19 protein-coding genes are annotated in these 18,919 nt (G+C 66.3%); 6 read left to right on the forward strand and 13 right to left on the reverse strand.

Annotated elements, in window-relative coordinates; genetic code table 11:
• Positions 1-23: 23 nt before the first annotated feature.
• Positions 24-1,454, reverse strand: a complete 1,431-nt coding sequence (locus ACWPW1_RS16230) for a transglycosylase SLT domain-containing protein (protein WP_454253418.1) — start codon at positions 1,452-1,454, stop codon at positions 24-26.
• A gap of 88 nt (positions 1,455-1,542) precedes the next feature.
• On the opposite strand from ACWPW1_RS16230, the gene ACWPW1_RS16235 reads away from it, so the two are divergent.
• The 3 genes from ACWPW1_RS16235 (at position 1,543) to ACWPW1_RS16245 (ending at position 4,061) form a co-directional block, all read left to right on the forward strand.
• Positions 1,543-2,373: a TatD family hydrolase gene (locus ACWPW1_RS16235; RefSeq protein WP_271655596.1), complete on the forward strand. Its 831-nt coding sequence runs from the start codon at positions 1,543-1,545 to the stop codon at positions 2,371-2,373.
• 159 nt (positions 2,374-2,532) lie between these two features.
• The gene (locus tag ACWPW1_RS16240; RefSeq protein WP_434774676.1) at positions 2,533-3,807 is read left to right on the forward strand and encodes a methyl-accepting chemotaxis protein; all 1,275 of its coding nucleotides are present in this window, start codon (positions 2,533-2,535) and stop codon (positions 3,805-3,807) included.
• A 74-nt stretch (positions 3,808-3,881) separates the two neighbouring features.
• Positions 3,882-4,061 carry a hypothetical protein gene (locus ACWPW1_RS16245; RefSeq protein ID WP_059315715.1) on the forward strand — a complete coding sequence of 60 codons (180 nt, stop codon included), beginning with the start codon at positions 3,882-3,884 and terminating at the stop codon, positions 4,059-4,061.
• Here the strand turns inward: ACWPW1_RS16245 and ACWPW1_RS16250 are convergent.
• From ACWPW1_RS16250 to ACWPW1_RS16270, 5 genes are all read right to left on the reverse strand, one after another.
• Positions 4,043-6,052 (reverse strand): transglutaminase TgpA family protein, encoded by a 2,010-nt coding sequence (locus ACWPW1_RS16250; protein ID WP_454253419.1) that lies wholly within the window; start codon positions 6,050-6,052, stop codon positions 4,043-4,045. The genes ACWPW1_RS16245 and ACWPW1_RS16250 overlap by 19 nt on opposite strands.
• Positions 6,049-7,032 carry a DUF58 domain-containing protein gene (locus ACWPW1_RS16255; protein ID WP_454253420.1) on the reverse strand — a complete coding sequence of 328 codons (984 nt, stop codon included), beginning with the start codon at positions 7,030-7,032 and terminating at the stop codon, positions 6,049-6,051. The genes ACWPW1_RS16250 and ACWPW1_RS16255 overlap by 4 nt, the downstream gene beginning before the upstream one ends.
• On the reverse strand, positions 7,002-7,919 hold the full coding sequence (locus ACWPW1_RS16260) for an AAA family ATPase (RefSeq protein ID WP_059315718.1): 918 nt from the start codon (positions 7,917-7,919) through the stop codon (positions 7,002-7,004). The genes ACWPW1_RS16255 and ACWPW1_RS16260 overlap by 31 nt, the downstream gene beginning before the upstream one ends.
• A 102-nt stretch (positions 7,920-8,021) precedes the next feature.
• Positions 8,022-8,720 (reverse strand): orotidine-5'-phosphate decarboxylase, encoded by a 699-nt coding sequence (gene pyrF / locus ACWPW1_RS16265; protein WP_059315719.1) that lies wholly within the window; start codon positions 8,718-8,720, stop codon positions 8,022-8,024.
• Positions 8,721-8,810: 90 nt separating this feature from the next.
• Entirely contained in the window at positions 8,811-9,686 is an 876-nt protein-coding gene (locus ACWPW1_RS16270) for a LysR family transcriptional regulator (protein WP_454253421.1), read from the reverse strand.
• An 82-nt stretch (positions 9,687-9,768) separates the two neighbouring features.
• Here ACWPW1_RS16270 and ACWPW1_RS16275 point away from each other — a divergent pair, with 82 nt between their 5' ends.
• Together ACWPW1_RS16275 and ACWPW1_RS16280 are read left to right on the forward strand one after the other, a co-directional pair.
• Positions 9,769-10,224: a multidrug/biocide efflux PACE transporter gene (locus tag ACWPW1_RS16275; protein ID WP_454253422.1), complete on the forward strand. Its 456-nt coding sequence runs from the start codon at positions 9,769-9,771 to the stop codon at positions 10,222-10,224.
• 48 nt (positions 10,225-10,272) lie between these two features.
• Positions 10,273-10,440 carry a DUF2897 family protein gene (locus tag ACWPW1_RS16280; RefSeq protein WP_454253423.1) on the forward strand — a complete coding sequence of 56 codons (168 nt, stop codon included), beginning with the start codon at positions 10,273-10,275 and terminating at the stop codon, positions 10,438-10,440.
• 61 nt (positions 10,441-10,501) lie between these two features.
• Here the strand turns inward: ACWPW1_RS16280 and ACWPW1_RS16285 are convergent, their stop codons facing one another.
• The 5 genes from ACWPW1_RS16285 to ACWPW1_RS16305 all read right to left on the reverse strand — a co-directional run bounded on the left by ACWPW1_RS16285 (position 10,502) and on the right by ACWPW1_RS16305 (position 15,701).
• Complete coding sequence (locus tag ACWPW1_RS16285; protein ID WP_454253424.1) at positions 10,502-11,611, reverse strand: Gfo/Idh/MocA family protein; 1,110 nt, start codon at positions 11,609-11,611, stop codon at positions 10,502-10,504.
• A gap of 113 nt (positions 11,612-11,724) precedes the next feature.
• Positions 11,725-12,261 (reverse strand): hypothetical protein, encoded by a 537-nt coding sequence (locus ACWPW1_RS16290; RefSeq protein WP_454253425.1) that lies wholly within the window; start codon positions 12,259-12,261, stop codon positions 11,725-11,727.
• Positions 12,262-12,368: 107 nt separating this feature from the next.
• The gene (locus tag ACWPW1_RS16295; RefSeq protein ID WP_271655605.1) at positions 12,369-13,802 is read right to left on the reverse strand and encodes an aminotransferase-like domain-containing protein; all 1,434 of its coding nucleotides are present in this window, start codon (positions 13,800-13,802) and stop codon (positions 12,369-12,371) included.
• Positions 13,803-14,019: 217 nt separating this feature from the next.
• Positions 14,020-14,949 (reverse strand): electron transfer flavoprotein subunit alpha/FixB family protein, encoded by a 930-nt coding sequence (locus tag ACWPW1_RS16300; RefSeq protein WP_454253426.1) that lies wholly within the window; start codon positions 14,947-14,949, stop codon positions 14,020-14,022.
• The gene (locus ACWPW1_RS16305) at positions 14,949-15,701 is read right to left on the reverse strand and encodes an electron transfer flavoprotein subunit beta/FixA family protein (protein WP_059315725.1); all 753 of its coding nucleotides are present in this window, start codon (positions 15,699-15,701) and stop codon (positions 14,949-14,951) included. Before ACWPW1_RS16305 ends, ACWPW1_RS16300 begins: the two co-directional genes overlap by 1 nt.
• Before the next feature lie 293 nt (positions 15,702-15,994).
• Here ACWPW1_RS16305 and ACWPW1_RS16310 point away from each other — a divergent pair, with 293 nt between their 5' ends.
• Entirely contained in the window at positions 15,995-17,644 is a 1,650-nt protein-coding gene (locus ACWPW1_RS16310; protein ID WP_173149423.1) for a 4Fe-4S dicluster domain-containing protein, read from the forward strand.
• 32 nt (positions 17,645-17,676) lie between these two features.
• Here ACWPW1_RS16310 and ACWPW1_RS16315 read toward each other — a convergent pair whose 3' ends face one another.
• Together ACWPW1_RS16315 and ACWPW1_RS16320 are read right to left on the reverse strand one after the other, a co-directional pair.
• Positions 17,677-18,237, reverse strand: coding sequence for a DUF1285 domain-containing protein (locus ACWPW1_RS16315; protein WP_454253427.1), 561 nt, complete (start codon positions 18,235-18,237; stop codon positions 17,677-17,679).
• Between the two features lie 11 nt (positions 18,238-18,248).
• Positions 18,249-18,863 carry a DUF4823 domain-containing protein gene (locus ACWPW1_RS16320; RefSeq protein WP_156428967.1) on the reverse strand — a complete coding sequence of 205 codons (615 nt, stop codon included), beginning with the start codon at positions 18,861-18,863 and terminating at the stop codon, positions 18,249-18,251.
• Positions 18,864-18,919 lie beyond the last annotated feature (56 nt).

Genomic DNA, 18,919 nt, shown 5'->3' on the forward strand with positions numbered 1-18,919 from the left:
TCGGCTGCCCTGTCAAGCGGGTCTCAACCGTCCTTATGCCCAGTCTCTTCAGGGCTCGCCACCGCCACGGCCGGCGCCTCGAGACGCGCCCGTTCGCGACTGAAAGCCACCCGGTACTTGTTGACGCTGGCAACATAGTTGACCACCCCGATGCCCACCTCCTCGGCGGCGATGCGTTCGACCTGGAAGAACCAGCGATCACCATCCAGCCCCTGCTTGCGCGCCTTGGCACGCAGTGCCTGGACGCGCTCCGGCCCCAGGTTGTAGGCCGCCAGGGTAAAGGCACGGCGCTCGCGCTCGGTCAGCCTGGGACTGGAGAAGAATTCCCGGCGCAGGCGTGCCAGATAGCGGGTGGCGGCCTTGACGTTGTCCTCGGCGGAATGAAGGCTGCGCACCCCGACACTGCGCGCCGCCCGTGGGGTGATCTGCAGCAGTCCGGCGGCGCGTCCGGCGCCGCGGGCGTGGGGATCCAGGCCGGATTCCTTGTAGGCCATGGCGGCCAGGGTCAGCCAGTCGAAGTCGTAGGCCTTGGCATAGCGTTGCAGCAATGGCCGGACCTTGGCCAGCCGCTTGCGGTCATGGGCCTGCAGCGGATCGCGTACCTGGTAGCGGCGTGCATAGGCCTGGCGAAAGGCCTTGTCGTCGTCCAGCGCCACGGGTTGCCGGGCGAAGGACCGGACCCGTTCGGCGAGCTGGTGCGCCGGGGCGCGTAGATACCAGAGCTGGGCCTGGTCATGCGCCACCGCCAGGCGGTCGGCCACCCGCAGTCGGGACAGCACCCGCGCCCAACGATGAGCCAGGCCGGACTCGACGACGGTGAGCGGATAGATGCCGGCCTGGGTCAGCTCCAGGACATCTTCCACCGCCAGGGTCGGATCGGCCCACTCGACCTGTACCGGCCGCAGCCTACGCTTTTCCAGCTGGGCGTTGAGCCGCGCCAGGGCCGGCCCGGCGGCACTGCCCTGGGGCAGGACGATTCGACGGCCCGCCAGCTGTTCCAGATGGCGTGGCAGACGCTGGCCACGCCCACTTACCACCACCAGGCTGGTGGGTGCTGCCACCGACGCGGCGATCAGCGCCGAATGCGGTGGTGGCAGCAGGGTTTCGCCCGGCGCCACCAGATCGCCCTCGCCTCTTTGCAGCGCTGGCAGCAGATCGTCCTTGGCCTTGGGGACGAAGACCAGCCGTAGCGGCCGGCCACCAGGCTGGTGCTGCAAATAACGAGCGAAGGCCTCCAGCCGCCGATACTCGACGCCCAGCGCCTGGCCGTTCCATTCGCCGGAGCTGTGCCGGCTCTGGTTGACCAGGACGCGCAATTCCCCGGCGCGCTCGATGGTGGCCAGGTCGCGCGCCGCGACATGGCGCGGCGCTTCCGGTGGCAAGGCGCCCAACCGGGCCTGGACGGAGCAGGCGAGCAGGCAGCCGAGGATGGCAAGGGTGAATCGAAACGGCATCCAGGACTCCTGACCTGGCCGGGACAGCGCCGATAGCACCCGGACTACGGATAGAATGAAGAAACAAAGTCTGTAGAAGGCCCGCACCATGCAATTGATCGACATCGGCGTCAACCTCACCCATCCCAGTCTGCTCAAGGAGGTGGATGCGGTGATCGAGCGAGCCCAGGCCGCCGGGGTGATGCAGCTGGTGCTCACCGGCACCACGCTGGAGGACAGCGAGAACGCCCTCAACCTCTGCCTGCGCCTGGACGCGGGCGAAGCCCTGTTCAGCACTGCAGGCGTCCATCCCCATGAAGCCTCGACCTGGAACGCCAGCGCCGCCAAGACCCTGCGCGATCTGGCCAGCCAGCCCAAGGTGCGTGCCCTGGGCGAATGCGGGTTGGACTTCAATCGCGATTTCACCCCGCGACCACAACAAGAGCGCTGCTTCGAGGAACAGCTGGCGCTGGCCGCCGAATTGCGCCGGCCCGTGTTTCTCCACGAGCGCGACGCCAGCGAGCGAATGCTGGCCATCCTGCGCGACTATCGCGACCACCTGCCGGCGGCGGTGGTCCACTGCTTCACCGGCGAACGCAAGGCGCTCTACGGCTACCTGGATCTCGACCTGCACCTGGGTATCACCGGCTGGATCTGCGACGAACGCCGCGGCCTGCACCTGCACGAGCTGGTCGGACAGATCCCGGTCGGCCGACTGATGCTGGAAACCGATGCGCCCTACCTGTTGCCACGCACCCTCAGACCCAAGCCGCGCCATGGCCACAACGAACCGGCTTTCCTGCCGGAAATCCTGCGCACCGTGGCCCGTCTACGCCAGGAAACACCTGAACAGACTGCCCTGCACACCACCGCTACCGCCCGGGCCTTCTTCGAGCTGCCGGAGATCATCGTGCCAGAGCGGGATGAGGAGTTCAGATAGGTACGGGGTGCCGCTGCGCTAAAGTCGGGGCTGCGCGGGCCGTTAAACTCAGGGCTTGTTCCACGGCGTCGCCTTCCTCTGGCAGGACGTTGACGCCAGTCAAGATCCGGGTCGTGCCAGCCTGCCAGGCTGTGCGGCCCCGCCGACTGGATGCCCCCTATGTTTGCCTGGCTGCGTGATATCTCCCTCAAGTACAAGTTCTGGGCGGTCAATGCCGTCGCCTTCGTCACCAGCCTGCTGCTGGTGCTGTTCGCCATGCAGCTGGAAGTCTCCGGTCGCGCTGAACAGCTCAAGGCGGTCAAGACCGCCGTGGGTGACGCGGCCGCCCACCTGAGCGCCCCGACCTTCGGTGAAGTCTTCCTCGTCCGCGCCCCGGAATACGCCTTGGCCGTGGGCGTGCTGATGCTGGTGCTGCTGGTGGCCTCGCAGCTCTTGATCCGCTTCATCCTCGGCAATCTGCAGCGCCTCAAGGACACCATGCTGCTGGTGGAGCGCAATGGCGATCTCACCGCACGGGTCGAGGTGCGCGGGCGTGACGAGGTCGGGCAGATGACCCAGGCCTTCAACGCCATGCAGGACAGCTACACCCGCGTCGTCGGTACCGTGGCTGCCAGCGCCTCGCGCCTGGACGAAGGCGCCGGGCGCCTGGCCAGCGGCATGCAGGGCGTCCGCGGCGGCATGCAGGATCAACAGCACGAGACCGATCAGGCCGCCACTGCCATCAACGAGATGAGCGCCACCGTGCAGCAGATCGCCGAACACGCCGCCGGTACTCGCGACCAGTCCCAGGAAGCCGATCGCCTGGCCGGGGCGGGTCAGCAGGCGGTGGATCGCGTCAGCCATTCCATCGCCGGCCTCTCCCAGGGCGTGCAGCAGACCGCGGTGATGATCCAGGAGCTGGCCGAGAACAGCGAACGCATCACCAGCGTGGTCAATGTCATTCACGGTATCGCCGAGCAGACCAACCTGCTGGCGCTCAACGCCGCCATCGAAGCGGCCCGTGCCGGCGAGGCCGGCCGTGGCTTCGCCGTGGTGGCCGACGAGGTGCGCAACCTGGCCAAGCGCGTCCAGGGTTCCACCGACGAGATCACCCGCATGGTCGACGGCCTTCAGGCTGGTACCCGCGATGCCGTGGAATTCATGCGCGAGAGTTCGCTCAAGGCCGACGACTGCGTGGTCCAGGCCGGCGCCGCTGGGCAGGCCCTGGCCGACATCACCGCCGCCGTGACCCTGATGCGCGACAGCAACACCCAGATCGCCGTTGCCGCGGAACAGCAAGCCCAGGTGGCGGAAGAGATGAGCAGGTCGGTTGTAGGCATCCGTGATGTCACGGAAAGGACCATGCTGCTGACGCAGGAGTCGGCCAGCACCAGCACGGAATTGGCCGCCCTCGCAGGAACCCTGAATCAGGCAATCCGCCAGTTGCGCCTATAGCCTCCATAGCGAGAGCGCATTCGCACGGTTGCCCGACAGGCGGCAAGATGCCCGCACGTTTTCGGAGAACCGTCATGCGCTCGGTCACTACCCTCACTTCCGCCGTTCTGCTCTTGCTTGGCCTGGGCTGCATCGCCCAGGCTCTGGGCAACCCCCATCCGCAACCATTGATCCTGGCGGCCGTCGTTTGCCTGGTGGCCTTCGCGCTGCAAGAGCCTGACGCCCTCCCCGCACCTCAGTCACTGCGCGCCTGACGGCCACGCAGCTGACGCTTCAGCTGCTTCAGGGCTTTCGCCAGCGCGACCGGATCGCTCGGCCGGTTGGCATAGCGTTGCGCCTGGAATTCCTGGGAAAAAGCCGCAATCCCCCCTCGGGCCGCCGGCAGCTCCGTCATCGCCCGACCGGCGAAGGAGCCGGCCGGTTCACCACTGCGCCGCCTCACCCCCTGGCGCGCCAGTAGGCGCTCGAACTGGCCGAAGCGCGCCAGCAGCGGATCCCGCGTCCGCTGCCAGGGCTTGAGCACCAGGAGCGCCATCACCCCGAGTACGCCCAGCACCAGCAGTGCCAACAGCAGCCCCAGGCGTTGCAGTGAACCCTCACCGAGCAGGCGCTTGAACAACTCGCCCTGGGTATCTTCCTGGTAGTTGAGCACCCAGCGCTGCCAGCCGTAGTTGATGCGATCCCAGCCGAGCCGCAGGCCGTTGAGCCAGGCCAGGTCGCGGTAGCGATTGGCGGCGAAGGGATCGTCGGCGAGAAATTCGTTGGCCGCGCCCTGGGCCGCCAGGGCTTCCTGCAGGCCGCGTTCGATCCGCTCGGGCGCCACCTGGGCGGTGGGATCGACACTGATCCAGCCGCGCTCCGGTAGCCAGTATTCCACCCAGGCGTGGGCATCGAATTGCTGCACCAGCAGATAGCCGCCCGCGGTGTTGAATTCACCGCCCTGATAGCCGGCCACCACTCGCGCCGGAATGCCGGCAACCCGCAAGGCGAAGGTCATGGCGCCGGCATAGTGGGCGCAGAAGCCGCGACGATTGTCGAAGAGGAAGGCATCGATGGCATCAACGCTCGCCGTGGGTGGTTGCAGGGTATAGACGAAGGGCTGCTGGCGAAAATGGGCCAGGATCGCCTGGGCCAGGGCCTCGGGCGTCGGCTCGCGCGCCTTGAGCTGGGCCACCCAGGCTCGGGTGCGCGGCTCGCCCCCGCTGGGCACCTGCAGGGCCCGGCGCTGGCTGGAGGCTGAGAGCCGGTCCGGCTCACGGCGGGCCTGGGGCCAGCTGCTCGCGCGATAGAGCAGCGCCTGGTCCACCGGACGGCGGCGCTGCAGATGGAAATCGCTAGCCAGGCGTACGTCGCGCTGATCGCTGCGCGCCACGTCCAGGCCATAGAGCCAGGGCCGGCCGCTCGGCTCCATCACCACCTGATAGTCCAGTCGGGGTCCGACGGGCGTCCAGGCCGGTTCCGGACTCCAGGCCGTGTCCGGGTCGACCGACCAGCGCGTGCCATCGAAGCGTTCATAGGTGGTGGCGCGCCAGTAGAGGTCACGCTGGGCCGGCCGCTCGCCGTCGAAGCTCACCCTGAACACCCGCTCGGCGGACTGCGACAGTTGGGCGATCTCGCCAGGCGCCATGCTGTCGCCCAGCCCAGTGCGCGCCTGGTCGCCCGGTTGCGGCAGTGACCACAGCGGACCAATACGGGGAAACACCAGGAACAGCAGCAGCATCAGGGGTACCGCCTGGAGCAACAGCGTGCCCGCGACCTTGAGGGTCGCCAGCGGACGGCTGGCCAGGGCACTCTGCTGCAGGCCGATCAGCGCCGCCACCAGGGCGGTCACCGGCAGCAGGCTGTAGAGCGCGGCGAGCAGGCCGTCTTCGAACAGGTAGGCGATCACCACGGCGAAGAAGCCCAGGTAGATGACCACCAGGGCATCGCGACGGCTGTGCATCTCGATCAGCTTGAGGGCGAAGGTCACCAGCAGCAGGACGGCACCCGCGTCCAGACCGATGAAGGATCCGCGCGACAGCCAGATACCGCCCATGGTCAGCAGCAGCAGGCCGCCCTTTTCCAGACGGGTGGGCGCGCGAACCTTCATGCGGAACAGCAGCACCCGCCAGCCGGCGCAAAAGGCCCAGAGCAACCCGACCCAGGGCGGCAGATGGGTGAGATGCGGCAGGATCACCAGGACCTGGGCCACCAGCAGCCAGACCAGGGCGATGCGCGGGATGGGTTGCGGCACGGCGGTGCTCATGCCGGCCGCCCGAACAGGGCCAGGGCCTGCAGGGCGGCATCGCGGTGAGGCTCACCGGTGGCCGGACTCAGCTCCACGCCGGGCAGGCGCAGGCCGAAGCGCAGCTGACGGCTACTGCAGTCCAGCACCGCCTGGCACAGCCAGGATAGCCGCGTCTCGGTATCGCCATCGAGTACGGTGAAATCCAGCCAGAGTTCGCTGCCAGCCAGGGCGGTGAAGTCTTTCACCAGCAGCCCCTGCCCGCGAGAAAAGGCCTTCCAGTCCAGCCGCCGCCGTGAATCGCCGGGCTGATAGGGCCGCAGCCCCTGGAAGTCGTCGGCGCCCTGCCCCGTCTGGCGCTGGCCTTCCTCGCTACCGGCATCCTGGCCACTGCGCAGCGGCGCCGCGGTTGCCAAGGGCTGCGGATAGACCAGGGCGCGCACGTCCAGGTCGAGCCAGCTCCAGGCGACGAACAGGCCGAGCGGGAAACGGCTCTCCACCCGCAGCCGCGCGGGCCTGAGCCAGCCGCGCGTCGGCGCCGGATGGAACACCTGCAGGGCGACGCTCTCCCCGGCGGGCACATCGCTGAGGATCAGGGGCTCGCCATGCCAGCCCAGGCCGATGCCCTGGTGTGTCCGACGGTCGCTTTCCAGGCGCAGGCGAAACCCGGCCGCCTCCCCGGCGAACACCGGGCCGGCCCCGCCACCGGCCAGTTGCAAGCCGGCCAGGTTGCGATAGGTATGCAACATGGCCACTAGCGCCAGGGAAAACAGCAGGAAGGTCAGGCCATAGGCCAGGCTGTTCTGGTAATTGATGCCAGCCAGCAGCATCAGCAGCAGGGCAATGGCGAAGGCGCCACCCTGGCGGGTAGGCAGAATGAAGATGCGTCGCTGATCGAGGGTGATGCGATTGGCCGGCGGAATCCGTCGGGCCAGCCAACCGTCTCGATAGCGCTGCCAGGCGCCGCCGGTCACAGCGCCGGGACTTCGCGCAGCAGCCACTGCACCAGGGCGCCGCCGCCATGCCCGGCGGGATCGGCGATATCGCGCAGGCGATGCCCGGCCACCGCCGGCAGCACCGTCTGGACATCCTCGGGCAGCACGTGGTCACGGCCCGCCAGCAAGGCCCAGGCTCGGGCTGCGGCCAGCAAGGCCAGGCTGCCGCGGGGTGACAGGCCGAGCGCGAAGGAGGTCTGGGTGCGGGTGGCCTCCACCAGGCGTAGCACATAGTCCACCACCGCCTCGCTGGCATGGATGCGCGGCACCTCGGTCTGGATCAGCCGCAGCTGGGCATGATCCAGCAGTGGCTCCAGGCGCGGCAGCTGCTCGCGCCCGGAACCGCCGAGCAGCAGGGCGCGTTCCGCGGCGCGGCCGGGATAACCGAGCGACAGCCGCATCAGGAAGCGGTCGAGTTGGGATTCCGGCAGGGCGAAGGTGCCGCCCTGGGAAACCGGGTTCTGGGTAGCGATGACGAAGAAGGGCTCGGGCAAGGGCCGAGTGGCGCCCTCGATGGTCACCTGCCCCTCCTCCATGGCTTCGAGCAGTGCGCTCTGGCTCTTGGGCGTGGCCCGGTTGATCTCGTCGGCCAGCAGCAGCTCGGCGAACACCGGACCGGGATGGAAGACGAACTGACCGCTGTCGCGATCGAACACCGAGGTGCCGAGGATATCGCCGGGCAAGAGGTCCGAGGTGAACTGGATACGCTGGAAGGACAGCCCCAGCACCTTGGCCAGGGCATGGCTGAGGGTGGTCTTGCCCATGCCGGGCAGGTCCTCGATCAGCAGGTGCCCGCGCGCCAGCAGGCAGGCCAATGCCAGCCTGACCTGGGTTTCCTTGCCCAACAAAACGCCGTCTACCGCCTTGAGACAGGCGTTCAACCTATCGTGCATGCCCTGAGGTCTCTCGCCTTGCGCCGACGCGGGAAGGCGTCGGCCTGCAGAACGAGAATAGCAGCACCTTTTGCCGGTAGCCGCGCCCGGGAGATTTAACGCTTATTTCAGGGTGGCGAGGATCTCTTCCACGGCGCGTGCCGGATCGGCCGCCCGGGCGATGGGACGGCCGATCACCAGGTAGTCGGAGCCGGCATCCAGCGCCTCGCGCGGGGTAAGGATGCGGCGCTGATCGTCCAGGGCGCTGCCGGCCGGGCGAATACCAGGGGTGACCAGTTGCAGCGCCGGTTGCGCGGCCTTGAGCGCCGAGGCCTCCTGGGCCGAACAGACCAGGCCGTCCATTCCCGCGCGGGCGGCGAGGCCGGCCAGGCGCAGGACCTGTTCCTGGGGATCCACGTCCAGACCGATGTCGGCCAGGTCCTCACGCTCCATGCTGGTCAGCACGGTGACACCGATCAGCAGCGGCTTGGGTCCGCTGAAGGCCTCCAGGGTCTCGCGACAGGCGGTCATCATGCGCAGGCCACCCGAGCAGTGGACGTTGACCATCCAGACGCCCATCTCCGCGGCAGCCTTGACCGCCATGGCGGTGGTGTTGGGAATGTCGTGGAATTTCAGGTCGAGAAACACCTCGAAACCGCGCGTGCGCAAGGCCTCCACCACACCGGCGGCGCTGGCGGTGAACAGCTCCTTGCCAACCTTGACCCGGCAGGTGGCGGGGTCGAGCCGGTCGGCCAGCGCCAGGGCGGCGGACGACGAGGGGAAATCCAGGGCGACGATGATGGGAGACTGGCAGGCGGACATGGGGGCTCTCGGCAAAACGGCAAAGGCCGGCATTTTCGCAGAAAAGCGCCGCGCGGGCACTTGGCAGCTGCCCGACGTGGCCTTGGTCAGTCAACTGGGCCTGAGCAACCGCTCGCGCAGCCAGTTGCCCGCCGGCCCCAGTGCTCGTCGCCGTGACCAGACCACATCCACCACCACCCGCTGCGGCCAGCCTGGCACGGCCAGTTCCACCAGGCGGTCCTGGCCAAAGGTCTTCACCAACCAGAGCGGCAGCTCGGCCCAGCCGAAGCCTTGCACCGCCATGTCCAGCAGCAGCAGGTAGTCCGGCGCCGACCAGCAGCGCCCCCGGGTGTCCGGCAGACGGCAGACCTGCTGGGAGGATTCGGTCACGGTGCTCAGGCGCAACAGGCGATAGGGCGCGAGGTCGGCCGTGGTGACCCGCGGCAGCTCCGCCAGCGGGTGATCGGCAGCCACGTACAGGCCAAAGGTCACCAGGCCATCCAGGGTCGCCGCCTCGATATCCGCCGGGTACGGCGGCTGACCCGCCAGCAGGCCCAGGTCCGCCCGCCCCTGCACCAGGTTGAGCACATCGGCGTCCTCGGCGATCAGGCATTCGAATTCGAGATCCGGATAACGCTGGTCCAGCTCGGCCAGGAGCGCCTCATAGCGGGTGGGCTGGTAGGTATCGGAAATCACCAGCGTCAGGCGTGGCTCCACGCCGGCCGCGAGCTGGGTGGCGCGATTGGCCAGGCGGTCGTGGGCGGAAAGCACGGCGCGCGCCTGATCGAGGAGCTGCTCACCCGCCGCCGTAAGCAGGGGATAACGGCCCTGCCGGTCGAACAGCACCACTCCCAATTCATCTTCCAGCCGGGCAATGCTCTCGCTGATGCTGGACTGGCGCTTGCCCAGGACGCGTCCGGCCGCGCTGAAAGAGCCCGAGGCAGCAGCTTCGACGAAGGCCTCCAGGGCCTCGGCATTGGGATACATATCGGCTCCGCCTATGGAGACCACTTTGATCCCCCTAGCTTAGCCGATGAGACTGAAGGCCTGTCCATCGCGGAGTATCCCCATGTCCATCCAGCTCACCCAGCGCCCTGCCAGTGCCCGCGTGCTGCACGCCTTGCTCTTCGAAGGGATCGCCGTGCTGCTCGCCACCCCGACCCTGGCCTGGCTGCTGGATCGCTCCCTCGGGCACATGGGCCTGCTTACCGCTGCCTTTTCCGCCATCGCCATGATCTGGAACCTGGTCTTCAACCTGGGCTTCGATCGACTGCAGCAACGCCTGGGCTTCACCCGTGGGCTGGGTGTGCGCCTGCTGCATGCCCTGGGCTTCGAGGGCGGACTGATCGTGGTGCTGGTGCCGCTGGCCGCCTGGTGGCTGTCCATCAGCCTGTGGCAGGCCCTGCTGCTGGACCTGGGACTGATCCTGTTCTTCCTGCCCTATACCCTGGCGTTCAACTGGCTCTACGACCTGGGTTATGCCGCCTGGCTCAGACGCACGGGCGCGGCTTGCCGGGCGCACTGATAAGCTCTCCTGTGGTCGAAGCTTTACAGCCACTCAAGGAGAAGACAGATGCCCTGGTATGCCTGGTTGATCCTGCTAGTCGCCGTCGGCTCGGTGGTCGGCAGCCTGCTCATGCTCAAGGACACGGCGCGCAAGGTGCCCCTGACCGACGAACAGAAAAACAAGATTCGGCAGCGCAATGCCGAGATGGATGCCAAGGAGGCCCAGGACCGCTGAAGGCAACCCTGGCTCCCGGACAAGGCCCTGCCGCATCAGCGTGCCGCAGGGCCTTGCTTCGTCAGGACTCCAGTGGCGCCTTGGTGTTGACGTACTCCGGCACCTGCGCCAGCGGCAGGCTGCGTACCTGCTCAGCGGTAGGTCCCTGGCGCTTGGGCAGCGGCTCCAGGCGCTGCGGCTGACCGCTTTCCAGGGCGCGCTCGATGGCCGCCAGCACGCGGACGTCGCGCCAGCCCTCCTCCCCGTCCATTTCTGGCTGGCGATCCTGCAGGATGCAATCGGAGAAGTAGGCCGTCTCGCCGCCGAAATGATCCACCACCGGTGCCTTGTGCTCCTGGGTTTCGCCATCCACGGTCAGGCGATAGCCAATCGCGACGCCTTCACCGAAACCAAAGCACGGCGAGGCCTCGATCTCACCTTTGCGGCCCACCAGCTGGAAACGCTCGGTATTAGGCCCACTGAAGCTGACGGTAAAACTCGCCAGCCGCTCCTCGGGGAAGCGCAGGGTCACGGCCACGGCATCCCAGGTCGTGACGTCGCGCCCTGGTGTTTGCACCCCCACCGCACTGACTTCGATGGGCTCGTCCCCAAAGAGCGCCCGCACGGCATTGAGCGGATAGGGCCCCATGTCGGTGACCGGGCCGGCCCAGAAGCCACTCTGCGCCCGGTGATTGGCCGTATCGACCGGCTGGGTGAAGGTCGCGGTGAACAGGCGCGGATCGCCGATCTCGCCCTTGCGCACCCGCTCGATCATCTCCACCGTGCCCGGCTCGCAATGCAGTCGATAGGCGATCATCAGCTTGGCTCCGGAGCGCTCCGCTGCCGCGTTGATCGCCTGGCATTCTTCCTCGCTGATCGCCATGGGCTTTTCCAGCAGGACGTGGATACCGGCATCCAGCGCCGGCACCGCGAACTCCAGATGGCGAAAATTGGGCGTGGCCAGGTAGATCGCATCAATCTCACCCGACGCCAGCAGGGCTGGAAACTCTTCGTAGGCATAGCTCTTGAGGCCGTACTTGGCGGCCAGATCCCGCGCCTTGATGGGATCGCCGGTGACCAGGGCGGTCATCTCGGAATTATCTGTCTGACCAACCCCGGGCATGAAGGCGCCCTGGGAAATCCAACCACCGCCTACTACCGCATAACGAATCTTGCCTGTCGCACTGGGCATGGAACGCTCCCTAATCCAGGCAGACGACGTGTCCGCCACCTGAACTGTCGGCAAGCATCCAGGCGACTAAGTTCCGGACGGGTGTTCAACAATGGCAAGCCAGCTGCAGCGGGTTAGCGTCGAAAGCGCAACTCGACCTCGGCCCCTTCGAAATCGTCGCTGCGATCCCGGCTGATGACCCGCCCGCCCAGCTCGAAACGGCCAGGGTCATCCTTGCCGCGAAACAGCTGTGGCAGCAAGTTGGCTTCGGCAACGGTGTTCTCGGCCTTCTTGGGCGCGACGCGGCGTGACGTCAGCGCCTGGGGCGCCTCGACTTCACCCGGCATGCTGAGGTCGAGAGGATGGGCTGCGGCCGGTGGCGCCTTGGGCGCGGCAGGTTTCTTGAGTTGACTGTTCTTGGCCAGGTCCCGCTTTTTCAGTGGCGGCGCGGGTAGCACGAAGGCCTTGGCTGGCAAGGGGTCCAGACGCAAGGCACGCAGGTCCGCCGCACTGCCTTGCGCCGCACTTGCCACGGGTGGCGCGGCAGGTGCGGGTGCAGGAGCGGCAGCCGGCGCGGCTGGGGCCTTAGCGGTCTTTGGTGGCGCGTCGTTGTCGCAACCGACCAGCGAAAGAGCCACCGCCGTCACCATCATCGCCAGGTATGCACGCATAGGTCCACCATCAGCAAGGCAAGGCGCCTCGACCGGAGCGGCAGGCGCGACAGGAGTCATCTACTACAACCGACCCGCCGGCCGCGAACCAGGTTCCAGAAGCGCCGCTAGGCGGCCAGGGTTTCCTGGCAGAGCTGACGAGCGAGCAGGCCGAGGGTCATCAGCGCCCGCTGGGCATCGCGCCCCCAGGGCAGACCGCAATTGAGGCGGATGCAGTGGTTGAACTGGTCGGTGTTGCTGAAGATCATGCCCGGGGCAATGCTCACCCCCTGATCCAGGGCGCGCTGGTGCAGCAGGCGGGTATCCACCCGCACCGGCAGGCTGACCCAGAGGATGAAGCCACCCTTGGGCCGACTCATCTGGGTGCCCTCGGGGAAATGCTCCTGGATCGCCAGCTGGAAAGCGGTCATGTTGCGCCGGTACTCCTGGCGGATGGCGCGCAGGTGGCGGTCGTAGCCACCATTCTCCAGATAGGCGGAAACGCCCATCTGGGTCACGCTGCAGGCCGAATGGGTGGTGAAGGTCTGCAGTCGGCAGATGTCCTCCTGATAGGGCCCGGCCACCACCCAGCCGATACGGACGCCGGGCGACAAGGTCTTGGAAAAGCTCGAGCAGTAGATGACGCGTCCCTGCTTGTCGAGGGCCTTGAGCGCCTTGGAGCCGCTTTCGTAGGTCAGCTCCCCGTAGATGTCGTCTTCGACGATGGCGATGTTGCGCTCCGCCGCTAGCCTGAGCAGCTGCTTCTGCCGCGCTTCGGGCATGCTGCCACCCAGGGGATTGCTCAGTCGCGGGGTCACCACCAGGGCCTTGACCGGCCACTGGCTCGCCGCCAGCTGTAGCGCCTCGACGCTGAGACCAGTTTCGGGATCGCAGGGAATCTCGATCACCTTGAGGCCCAGCACCTCGGCCAGCTGCAGGAGGCCATAGTAGGACGGCGACTCGGTGGCGATCAGATCGCCTGGCTTGGTCAGCACCCGCAGCGACATCTGCAGGGCATCCACGCAGCCGTGGGTGATCACCACCTCCTCCGGACCCACCACCACCCCGGCATCGCGCAGGCGGATCGCCACCTGACGGCGCAGGGGCTCGAAGCCCGGACTGTGCAGGTAGGAGAAAGCCGCGCGGGCCTGGAAGCGGGTGACCTTGGACAGTTGCTGGTGCAGCGCCCGCAGCGGCAGGTAATCGGTCTGGGGCACGGCCATGCCCAGGGGCACCACGCCTTCGCGACGCGATTCGGCCAGGACCTGGCTGATGATGCCCGCGCGGGTCACCAGACTGGGCCGCTCCACCGTGGCGATGTCCGGCGTCGGCGCGGTTAGCGCCGGAGTCTGGTGCACATAGAATCCCGACTGCGGTCGGGCACGGATCAGGCCCTGGTCTTCCAGGGTGGCATAGGCCTGCAGGACACTGGCATGGCTCACGCCCAGCTGCTGACTCAACTTGCGCACCGACGGCACCCGCTCGCCGGGCTTGTAGACCCCCGTGCGGATATCGTTCGCCAATTGCTGGGCGATGCGCTGATAGAGCAACAGGTTGGTCATGGCGTCTTCCTGGACGAGAGCGGAACAGTAGCAGGCTATTCTGGAGGTATACCGGTACAGCTAGCCTCGACCTTACCGCTTCCCTTCCCGGGGCGGCAATGTCCAAAAACGACAAGGAACCGGCGCACCTCTCTTTGACGCCAAGGGCTCTGCCGAGAGGCTTGCCGCGCCCATGAAAAAGCCCGCCAAAGGGCGGGCTCTTGGCTGGCGAAAAACCTCAGATGGCCTTTTCCAGCTCCGGGATCAGCTCGAACAGATCACCCACCAGGCCATAGTCGGCCACCTGGAAGATCGGCGCCTCCTCGTCCTTGTTGATGGCGACGATCACCTTGGAATCCTTCATGCCCGCCAGGTGCTGGATGGCACCGGAGATGCCGACGGCGATGTACAGCTGGGGCGCGACGATCTTGCCGGTCTGACCGACCTGCATGTCGTTGGGCACGAAGCCGGCGTCCACCGCGGCGCGCGAGGCACCTACCGCAGCGCCCAACTTGTCGGCCAGGGCGTAGAGGATCTTGAAGTTGTCGCCGTTCTGCAGCCCACGACCACCGGAGACCACCACCTTGGCGGCGCCCAGCTCGGGACGATCGGACTTGGCCAGCTCTTCGCCAACGAAGCTGGAAACCCCAGCGTCCTTGACCAGGCTCACGGCTTCGATGGCGGCGGAACCACCCTCGGCGGCGACCGGATCGAAACCGGTGGCGCGCACGGTGATCACCTTGACCGGCGCCGTGGAGCGCACGGTGGCGATGGCGTTGCCGGCATAGATCGGCCGCTTGAAGGTGTCGGCGGATTCGACGGCGATGATCTCGGAGATCTGGTCGACGTCCAGCAGCGCGGCCACGCGCGGCAGGAAGTTCTTGCCATTGGTGCTGGCGGGGGCCAGGACATGGCTGTAGTTGGCAGCCAGCTCGACCACCAGCGGCGCGACGTTTTCCGGCAACTGGTGGGCATAGGCGGCGTTGTCGGCCAGGAGCACCTTGCTGACGCCAGCGATCTTGGCGGCGGCCTCGGCGACCGGCTGGGCATTCTGGCCGGCGACCAGCACATGGATGTCGCCGCCGATGGCCTGGGCCGCGGCCACGGTATTCAGGGTGGCGCCAAAGAGGTTGGCGTTGTCGTGGTCGGCAATGACGAGAATGGCCATCAGATCACCTTCGCTTCGTTCTTGAGTTTTTCGACCAGTTCGGCCACGGACTTGACCTTGATGCCCGCCTGACGGCCTGCCGGCGCTTCTACCTTGACCACCTCGTAAGAGGCGTTCACCGCCACGCCCAAGGCGTCCGGGGTCAGGGTTTCCAGCGGCTTCTTCTTGGCCTTCATGATGTTGGGCAGCGAGGCGTAGCGCGGCTCGTTCAGGCGCAGGTCGGTGGTGACCACCGCCGGCAGCTTGAGCGATACCGTCTGCAGACCGCCATCGATCTCGCGGGTCACGTTGAGGCCGTCACCCGCCTGCTCCACCTTGGAGGCGAAGGTACCCTGGGCGAAGCCGGTCAGGGCGGCCAGCATCTGGCCGGTCTGGTTGTTGTCGCTGTCGATGGCCTGCTTGCCGAGGATCACCAGCTGCGGCTGTTCCTTGTCCACCACCGCCTTGAGCAGCTTGGCGGTGGTCAGCGACGACAGCTCGGCAGTGCCGGTGTCGATCAGCACGGCGCGATCGGCGCCCAGTGCCAGGGCGGTACGCAGTTGCTCCTGCGCCTGGGCCGGACCCGCGGTCACGACCACGATCTCGCTGGCGATACCCTTTTCCTTCAGGCGCACCGCTTCTTCCACGGCGATCTCGCAGAAGGGGTTCATGGACATCTTGACGTTGGCCAGGTCGACACCGCTCTGGTCGGCCTTGACGCGGACCTTGACGTTGTAGTCCACCACGCGTTTGACAGCTACGAGAACCTTCATGAATCCCTCGATTTATTCTGGTGAATAAACAGGACGCCAAGGCGGCCTTGCGTTGGACACGACCCCTGCCGATCCAACCTTGTTGCAAATCTTTCCTATGTTGACCTCCACGGCAGCAGGGGTCAACGCGACAGTCCGTCAGGGGCCAGTAACTCCCGAGTCTAACAGGCTTGCAGAAAATTTAAACAAACGTTTGAATGGGTGCTAGGGAGCACGCCGGATATAATGAAGTCTTTTGTTGCACCCCTACATAAATAACCAAGATCGTGAGTTTTGCCTGAGGAGAGTGAGCCGTGGAACGCGAATACATGGAATTCGACGTGGTGATCGTCGGGGCCGGCCCCGCGGGCCTGTCCGCGGCCTGTCGCCTCAAGCAGCAGGCCGCCGAAAACGGCCAGGAAATCAGTGTGTGCGTGGTCGAGAAAGGCTCCGAGGTCGGTGCCCACATTCTCTCCGGCGCCGTCTTCGAACCCCGCGCCCTGGACGAGCTCTTTCCCAACTGGAAGGAACTGGGTGCGCCGCTTAACACTCCGGTCAAGCGCGACGACATCTACCTGCTCAAGGACGATCGCCAGGCCACCAAGGTTCCCAACTTCTTCGTGCCCAAGCCCATGCACAACGAGGGCAACTACATCATCTCCCTGGGCAATTTCTGCCGCTGGCTGGGTCAGCAGGCCGAGGCCCTGGGCGTGGAGATCTATCCGGGCTTCGCCGCCCAGGAACCGCTGATCGATGATCAGGGCGTGGTACGCGGCATCATTACCGGCGATCTGGGCGTGGATCGCGAAGGCCAGCCCAAGGACGGCGTCTACACCCCCGGTATGGAGCTGCGCGGCAAGTACACCCTGTTCGCCGAAGGCTGCCGTGGCCATCTGGGCAAGCAGCTCGGCCAGAGATTCAAGCTTGGCGAAGGCGCCGATCCGCAGCACTACGGCATCGGCATCAAGGAGCTGTGGGAGATCGATCCGGCCAAGCACGAGCAGGGCCTGGTGATCCATACCTCCGGCTGGCCGCTGGACAAGGAGAATCCGGGTGGCTCCTTCCTCTATCATCTGGAAGACAACCAGGTAGTGGTAGGTCTGATCGTCGACCTGGCCTACAGCAACCCGCACCTCTCACCCTACGACGAATTCCAGCGCTACAAGCACCACCCGGTGGTGGCCCAGTACCTGGAAGGCGGCAAGCGCGTCTCCTATGGCGCCCGCGCCCTGGTCAAGGGCGGCCTGAATTCCCTGCCGAAGATGGTCTTCCCGGGCGGCGCCCTGATCGGCTGCGACCTTGGCACCCTGAACCCGGCCAAGATCAAGGGCAGCCATACCGCCATGAAGTCCGGCATGCTCGCCGCCGACGCCATCGTCGCCGCCCTGGCTGCCGGTCGCGAGGGTGACGAACTCCAGGGTTACGTGGATGGCTTCAAGGGCAGCTGGGTACAGGAAGAACTCCATGCCAGCCGCAACTTCGGTCCGGCCATGCACAAGTTCGGCCCGCTGCTAGGCCCGGCCTTCGCCTTCGTCGAACACAACCTGCTGGGTGGCGCCCTGCCCTTCACCCTGCACGATCGGCGCATGGACCATACCTGCCTGAAGAAGGCCGACGAGGCGCCGCGCATCAGCTATCCCAAGCCGGACGGCAAGCTGAGCTTCGACAAGCTGTCCTCGGTGTTCCTCTCCAACACCAACCACGAAGAAGACCAGCCGGTCCATCTGAAGCTGAAGGACCCGTCGATCCCCATCTCGCAGAACCTGCCGCTGTATGACGAGCCGGCGCAGCGCTACTGCCCCGCCGGGGTCTACGAGGTGGTCCGGGATGGCGGCGAGCCGCGCTTCCAGATCAATGCCCAGAACTGCGTCCACTGCAAGACGTGCGACATCAAGGATCCCGCGCAGAACATCACCTGGGTGGCGCCGGAAGGCAGCGGCGGCCCCAACTACCCCAACATGTGAACCATGCAAAAGGGCCCCTCGGGGCCCTTTTGCTATCCGGCAGCCGCAACGGGAAAGAACACCCCGCGGCTCCAGAGCCCAAGCCAGGCCTTACCCTCGTGGGTGCCCTCCTCGACCCTGTCCATCAGTCGGTAGAAGACCGCCCGATTGAGCCGTGCCTCCAGTCCGCCGCGCACCCGTACATAGGGTGCCGGCTGGTCATCCTGCTCGGTGAAACGCAGCGGATGCTCGGCGCCAGCGGCGACCCGATCCCCGACGTTGGTGAGGAAATCCAGGACCTGGTCCCGGCCGCTGCCGCTCCACTCGACATCCACGGCCAGAAAGGGCACATCCTCGACCTGGATGCCCACGCACTCCACCGGCGTGACCAGCACATAGCGTTCGGGATCGCGCCTCAGGATGGTGGAGAACAGGCGAACCATCGCTGGTCGGGTGATGGGCGTACCCTGGTGGTACCAGGTCCCATCGCGGGCGATGCGCATGTCGATATCGCCACAGAAGGGCGGATGCCAGAGGTCCACGGGCGGCAGCTTGCCGTCCTTGGCGACTGGCAGCTGCGCCAGCAGATTCCGCGTCACGTCAATCTGGGTCACGCCCTTCTCCTCTACCGGGTGCCCAAGCCGAGTAGACGTTGGGCATATTCATTGAGCGCCGGACCGAGCAGGTCTTCCGGACGCTCATCATAGAACGTCAAGAAGCCGCCACGGCTGCGGATCCGCGCTGTGTCCACCAGGCGGAAGGTAGCGGTCTCCACCAGCATCATCTGGACGACGCTGCGGTCGCGGCCTACTCGTCCGATGTCATCCTGATCTTCCCATTCCTCCCAGGTACCGATGCGGTCATCCGCCCCGGCGAAGCGGGTGTAGAGCACATAGTGCGCGCCCAGTTGCCGGGCCTTGGCCATGGCTTCGTCGAAGCCCTCGGGCTTATCCGCGCGCCTTACCCGCGGGAAGTATTCCACAAAGCCTTTGAAGGCCTCTTCCGCTACCACGTTCGGGCGGGCGTAGGGATGGCCCACGGGCACGAAGGCGCCCTGGGCTATGTAGATATAGGAGTCGGCCTGCAGGCGAAAGTTGTTCAGCCGCTGGGTCTTGCTGTAATCGAGCAGCCCTGCATCACGCAGGTGATATTCAACGCCGGACGCCATGTCACTGACGTTCATGCAGCCGCCCAGGCAGCTCAGCAAAACCGAAATGACCAGAAAACGCAGATTAATCATGGAACAGAGCCCCTGTCCGGCGCCAAGATGCCGTCGATACAGGGGCCTTAGCAGCT

The organism is Pseudomonas sp. Marseille-Q7302, assembly GCF_965111925.1.

What these genes read in the sequence shown, in the direction of transcription:
- ACWPW1_RS16240 (WP_434774676.1), top strand. Translation starts at nt 2,533, where the DNA reads ATGTTTGCCTGGCTGCGTGATATCTCCCTCAAGTACAAGTTCTGGGCG.
- ACWPW1_RS16280 (WP_454253423.1), top strand. Translation starts at nt 10,273, where the DNA reads ATGCCCTGGTATGCCTGGTTGATCCTGCTAGTCGCCGTCGGCTCGGTG.
- ACWPW1_RS16290 (WP_454253425.1), bottom strand. Translation starts at nt 12,261, where the DNA reads ATGCGTGCATACCTGGCGATGATGGTGACGGCGGTGGCTCTTTCGCTG.
- ACWPW1_RS16270 (WP_454253421.1), bottom strand. Translation starts at nt 9,686, where the DNA reads ATGTATCCCAATGCCGAGGCCCTGGAGGCCTTCGTCGAAGCTGCTGCC.
- ACWPW1_RS16260 (WP_059315718.1), bottom strand. Translation starts at nt 7,919, where the DNA reads ATGCACGATAGGTTGAACGCCTGTCTCAAGGCGGTAGACGGCGTTTTG.
- ACWPW1_RS16285 (WP_454253424.1), bottom strand. Translation starts at nt 11,611, where the DNA reads ATGCCCAGTGCGACAGGCAAGATTCGTTATGCGGTAGTAGGCGGTGGT.
- ACWPW1_RS16320 (WP_156428967.1), bottom strand. Translation starts at nt 18,863, where the DNA reads ATGATTAATCTGCGTTTTCTGGTCATTTCGGTTTTGCTGAGCTGCCTG.
- ACWPW1_RS16275 (WP_454253422.1), top strand. Translation starts at nt 9,769, where the DNA reads ATGTCCATCCAGCTCACCCAGCGCCCTGCCAGTGCCCGCGTGCTGCAC.
- ACWPW1_RS16250 (WP_454253419.1), bottom strand. Translation starts at nt 6,052, where the DNA reads ATGAGCACCGCCGTGCCGCAACCCATCCCGCGCATCGCCCTGGTCTGG.
- ACWPW1_RS16295 (WP_271655605.1), bottom strand. Translation starts at nt 13,802, where the DNA reads ATGACCAACCTGTTGCTCTATCAGCGCATCGCCCAGCAATTGGCGAAC.
- ACWPW1_RS16245 (WP_059315715.1), top strand. Translation starts at nt 3,882, where the DNA reads ATGCGCTCGGTCACTACCCTCACTTCCGCCGTTCTGCTCTTGCTTGGC.
- ACWPW1_RS16305 (WP_059315725.1), bottom strand. Translation starts at nt 15,701, where the DNA reads ATGAAGGTTCTCGTAGCTGTCAAACGCGTGGTGGACTACAACGTCAAG.
- pyrF (WP_059315719.1), bottom strand. Translation starts at nt 8,720, where the DNA reads ATGTCCGCCTGCCAGTCTCCCATCATCGTCGCCCTGGATTTCCCCTCG.
- ACWPW1_RS16300 (WP_454253426.1), bottom strand. Translation starts at nt 14,949, where the DNA reads ATGGCCATTCTCGTCATTGCCGACCACGACAACGCCAACCTCTTTGGC.
- ACWPW1_RS16230 (WP_454253418.1), bottom strand. Translation starts at nt 1,454, where the DNA reads ATGCCGTTTCGATTCACCCTTGCCATCCTCGGCTGCCTGCTCGCCTGC.
- ACWPW1_RS16235 (WP_271655596.1), top strand. Translation starts at nt 1,543, where the DNA reads ATGCAATTGATCGACATCGGCGTCAACCTCACCCATCCCAGTCTGCTC.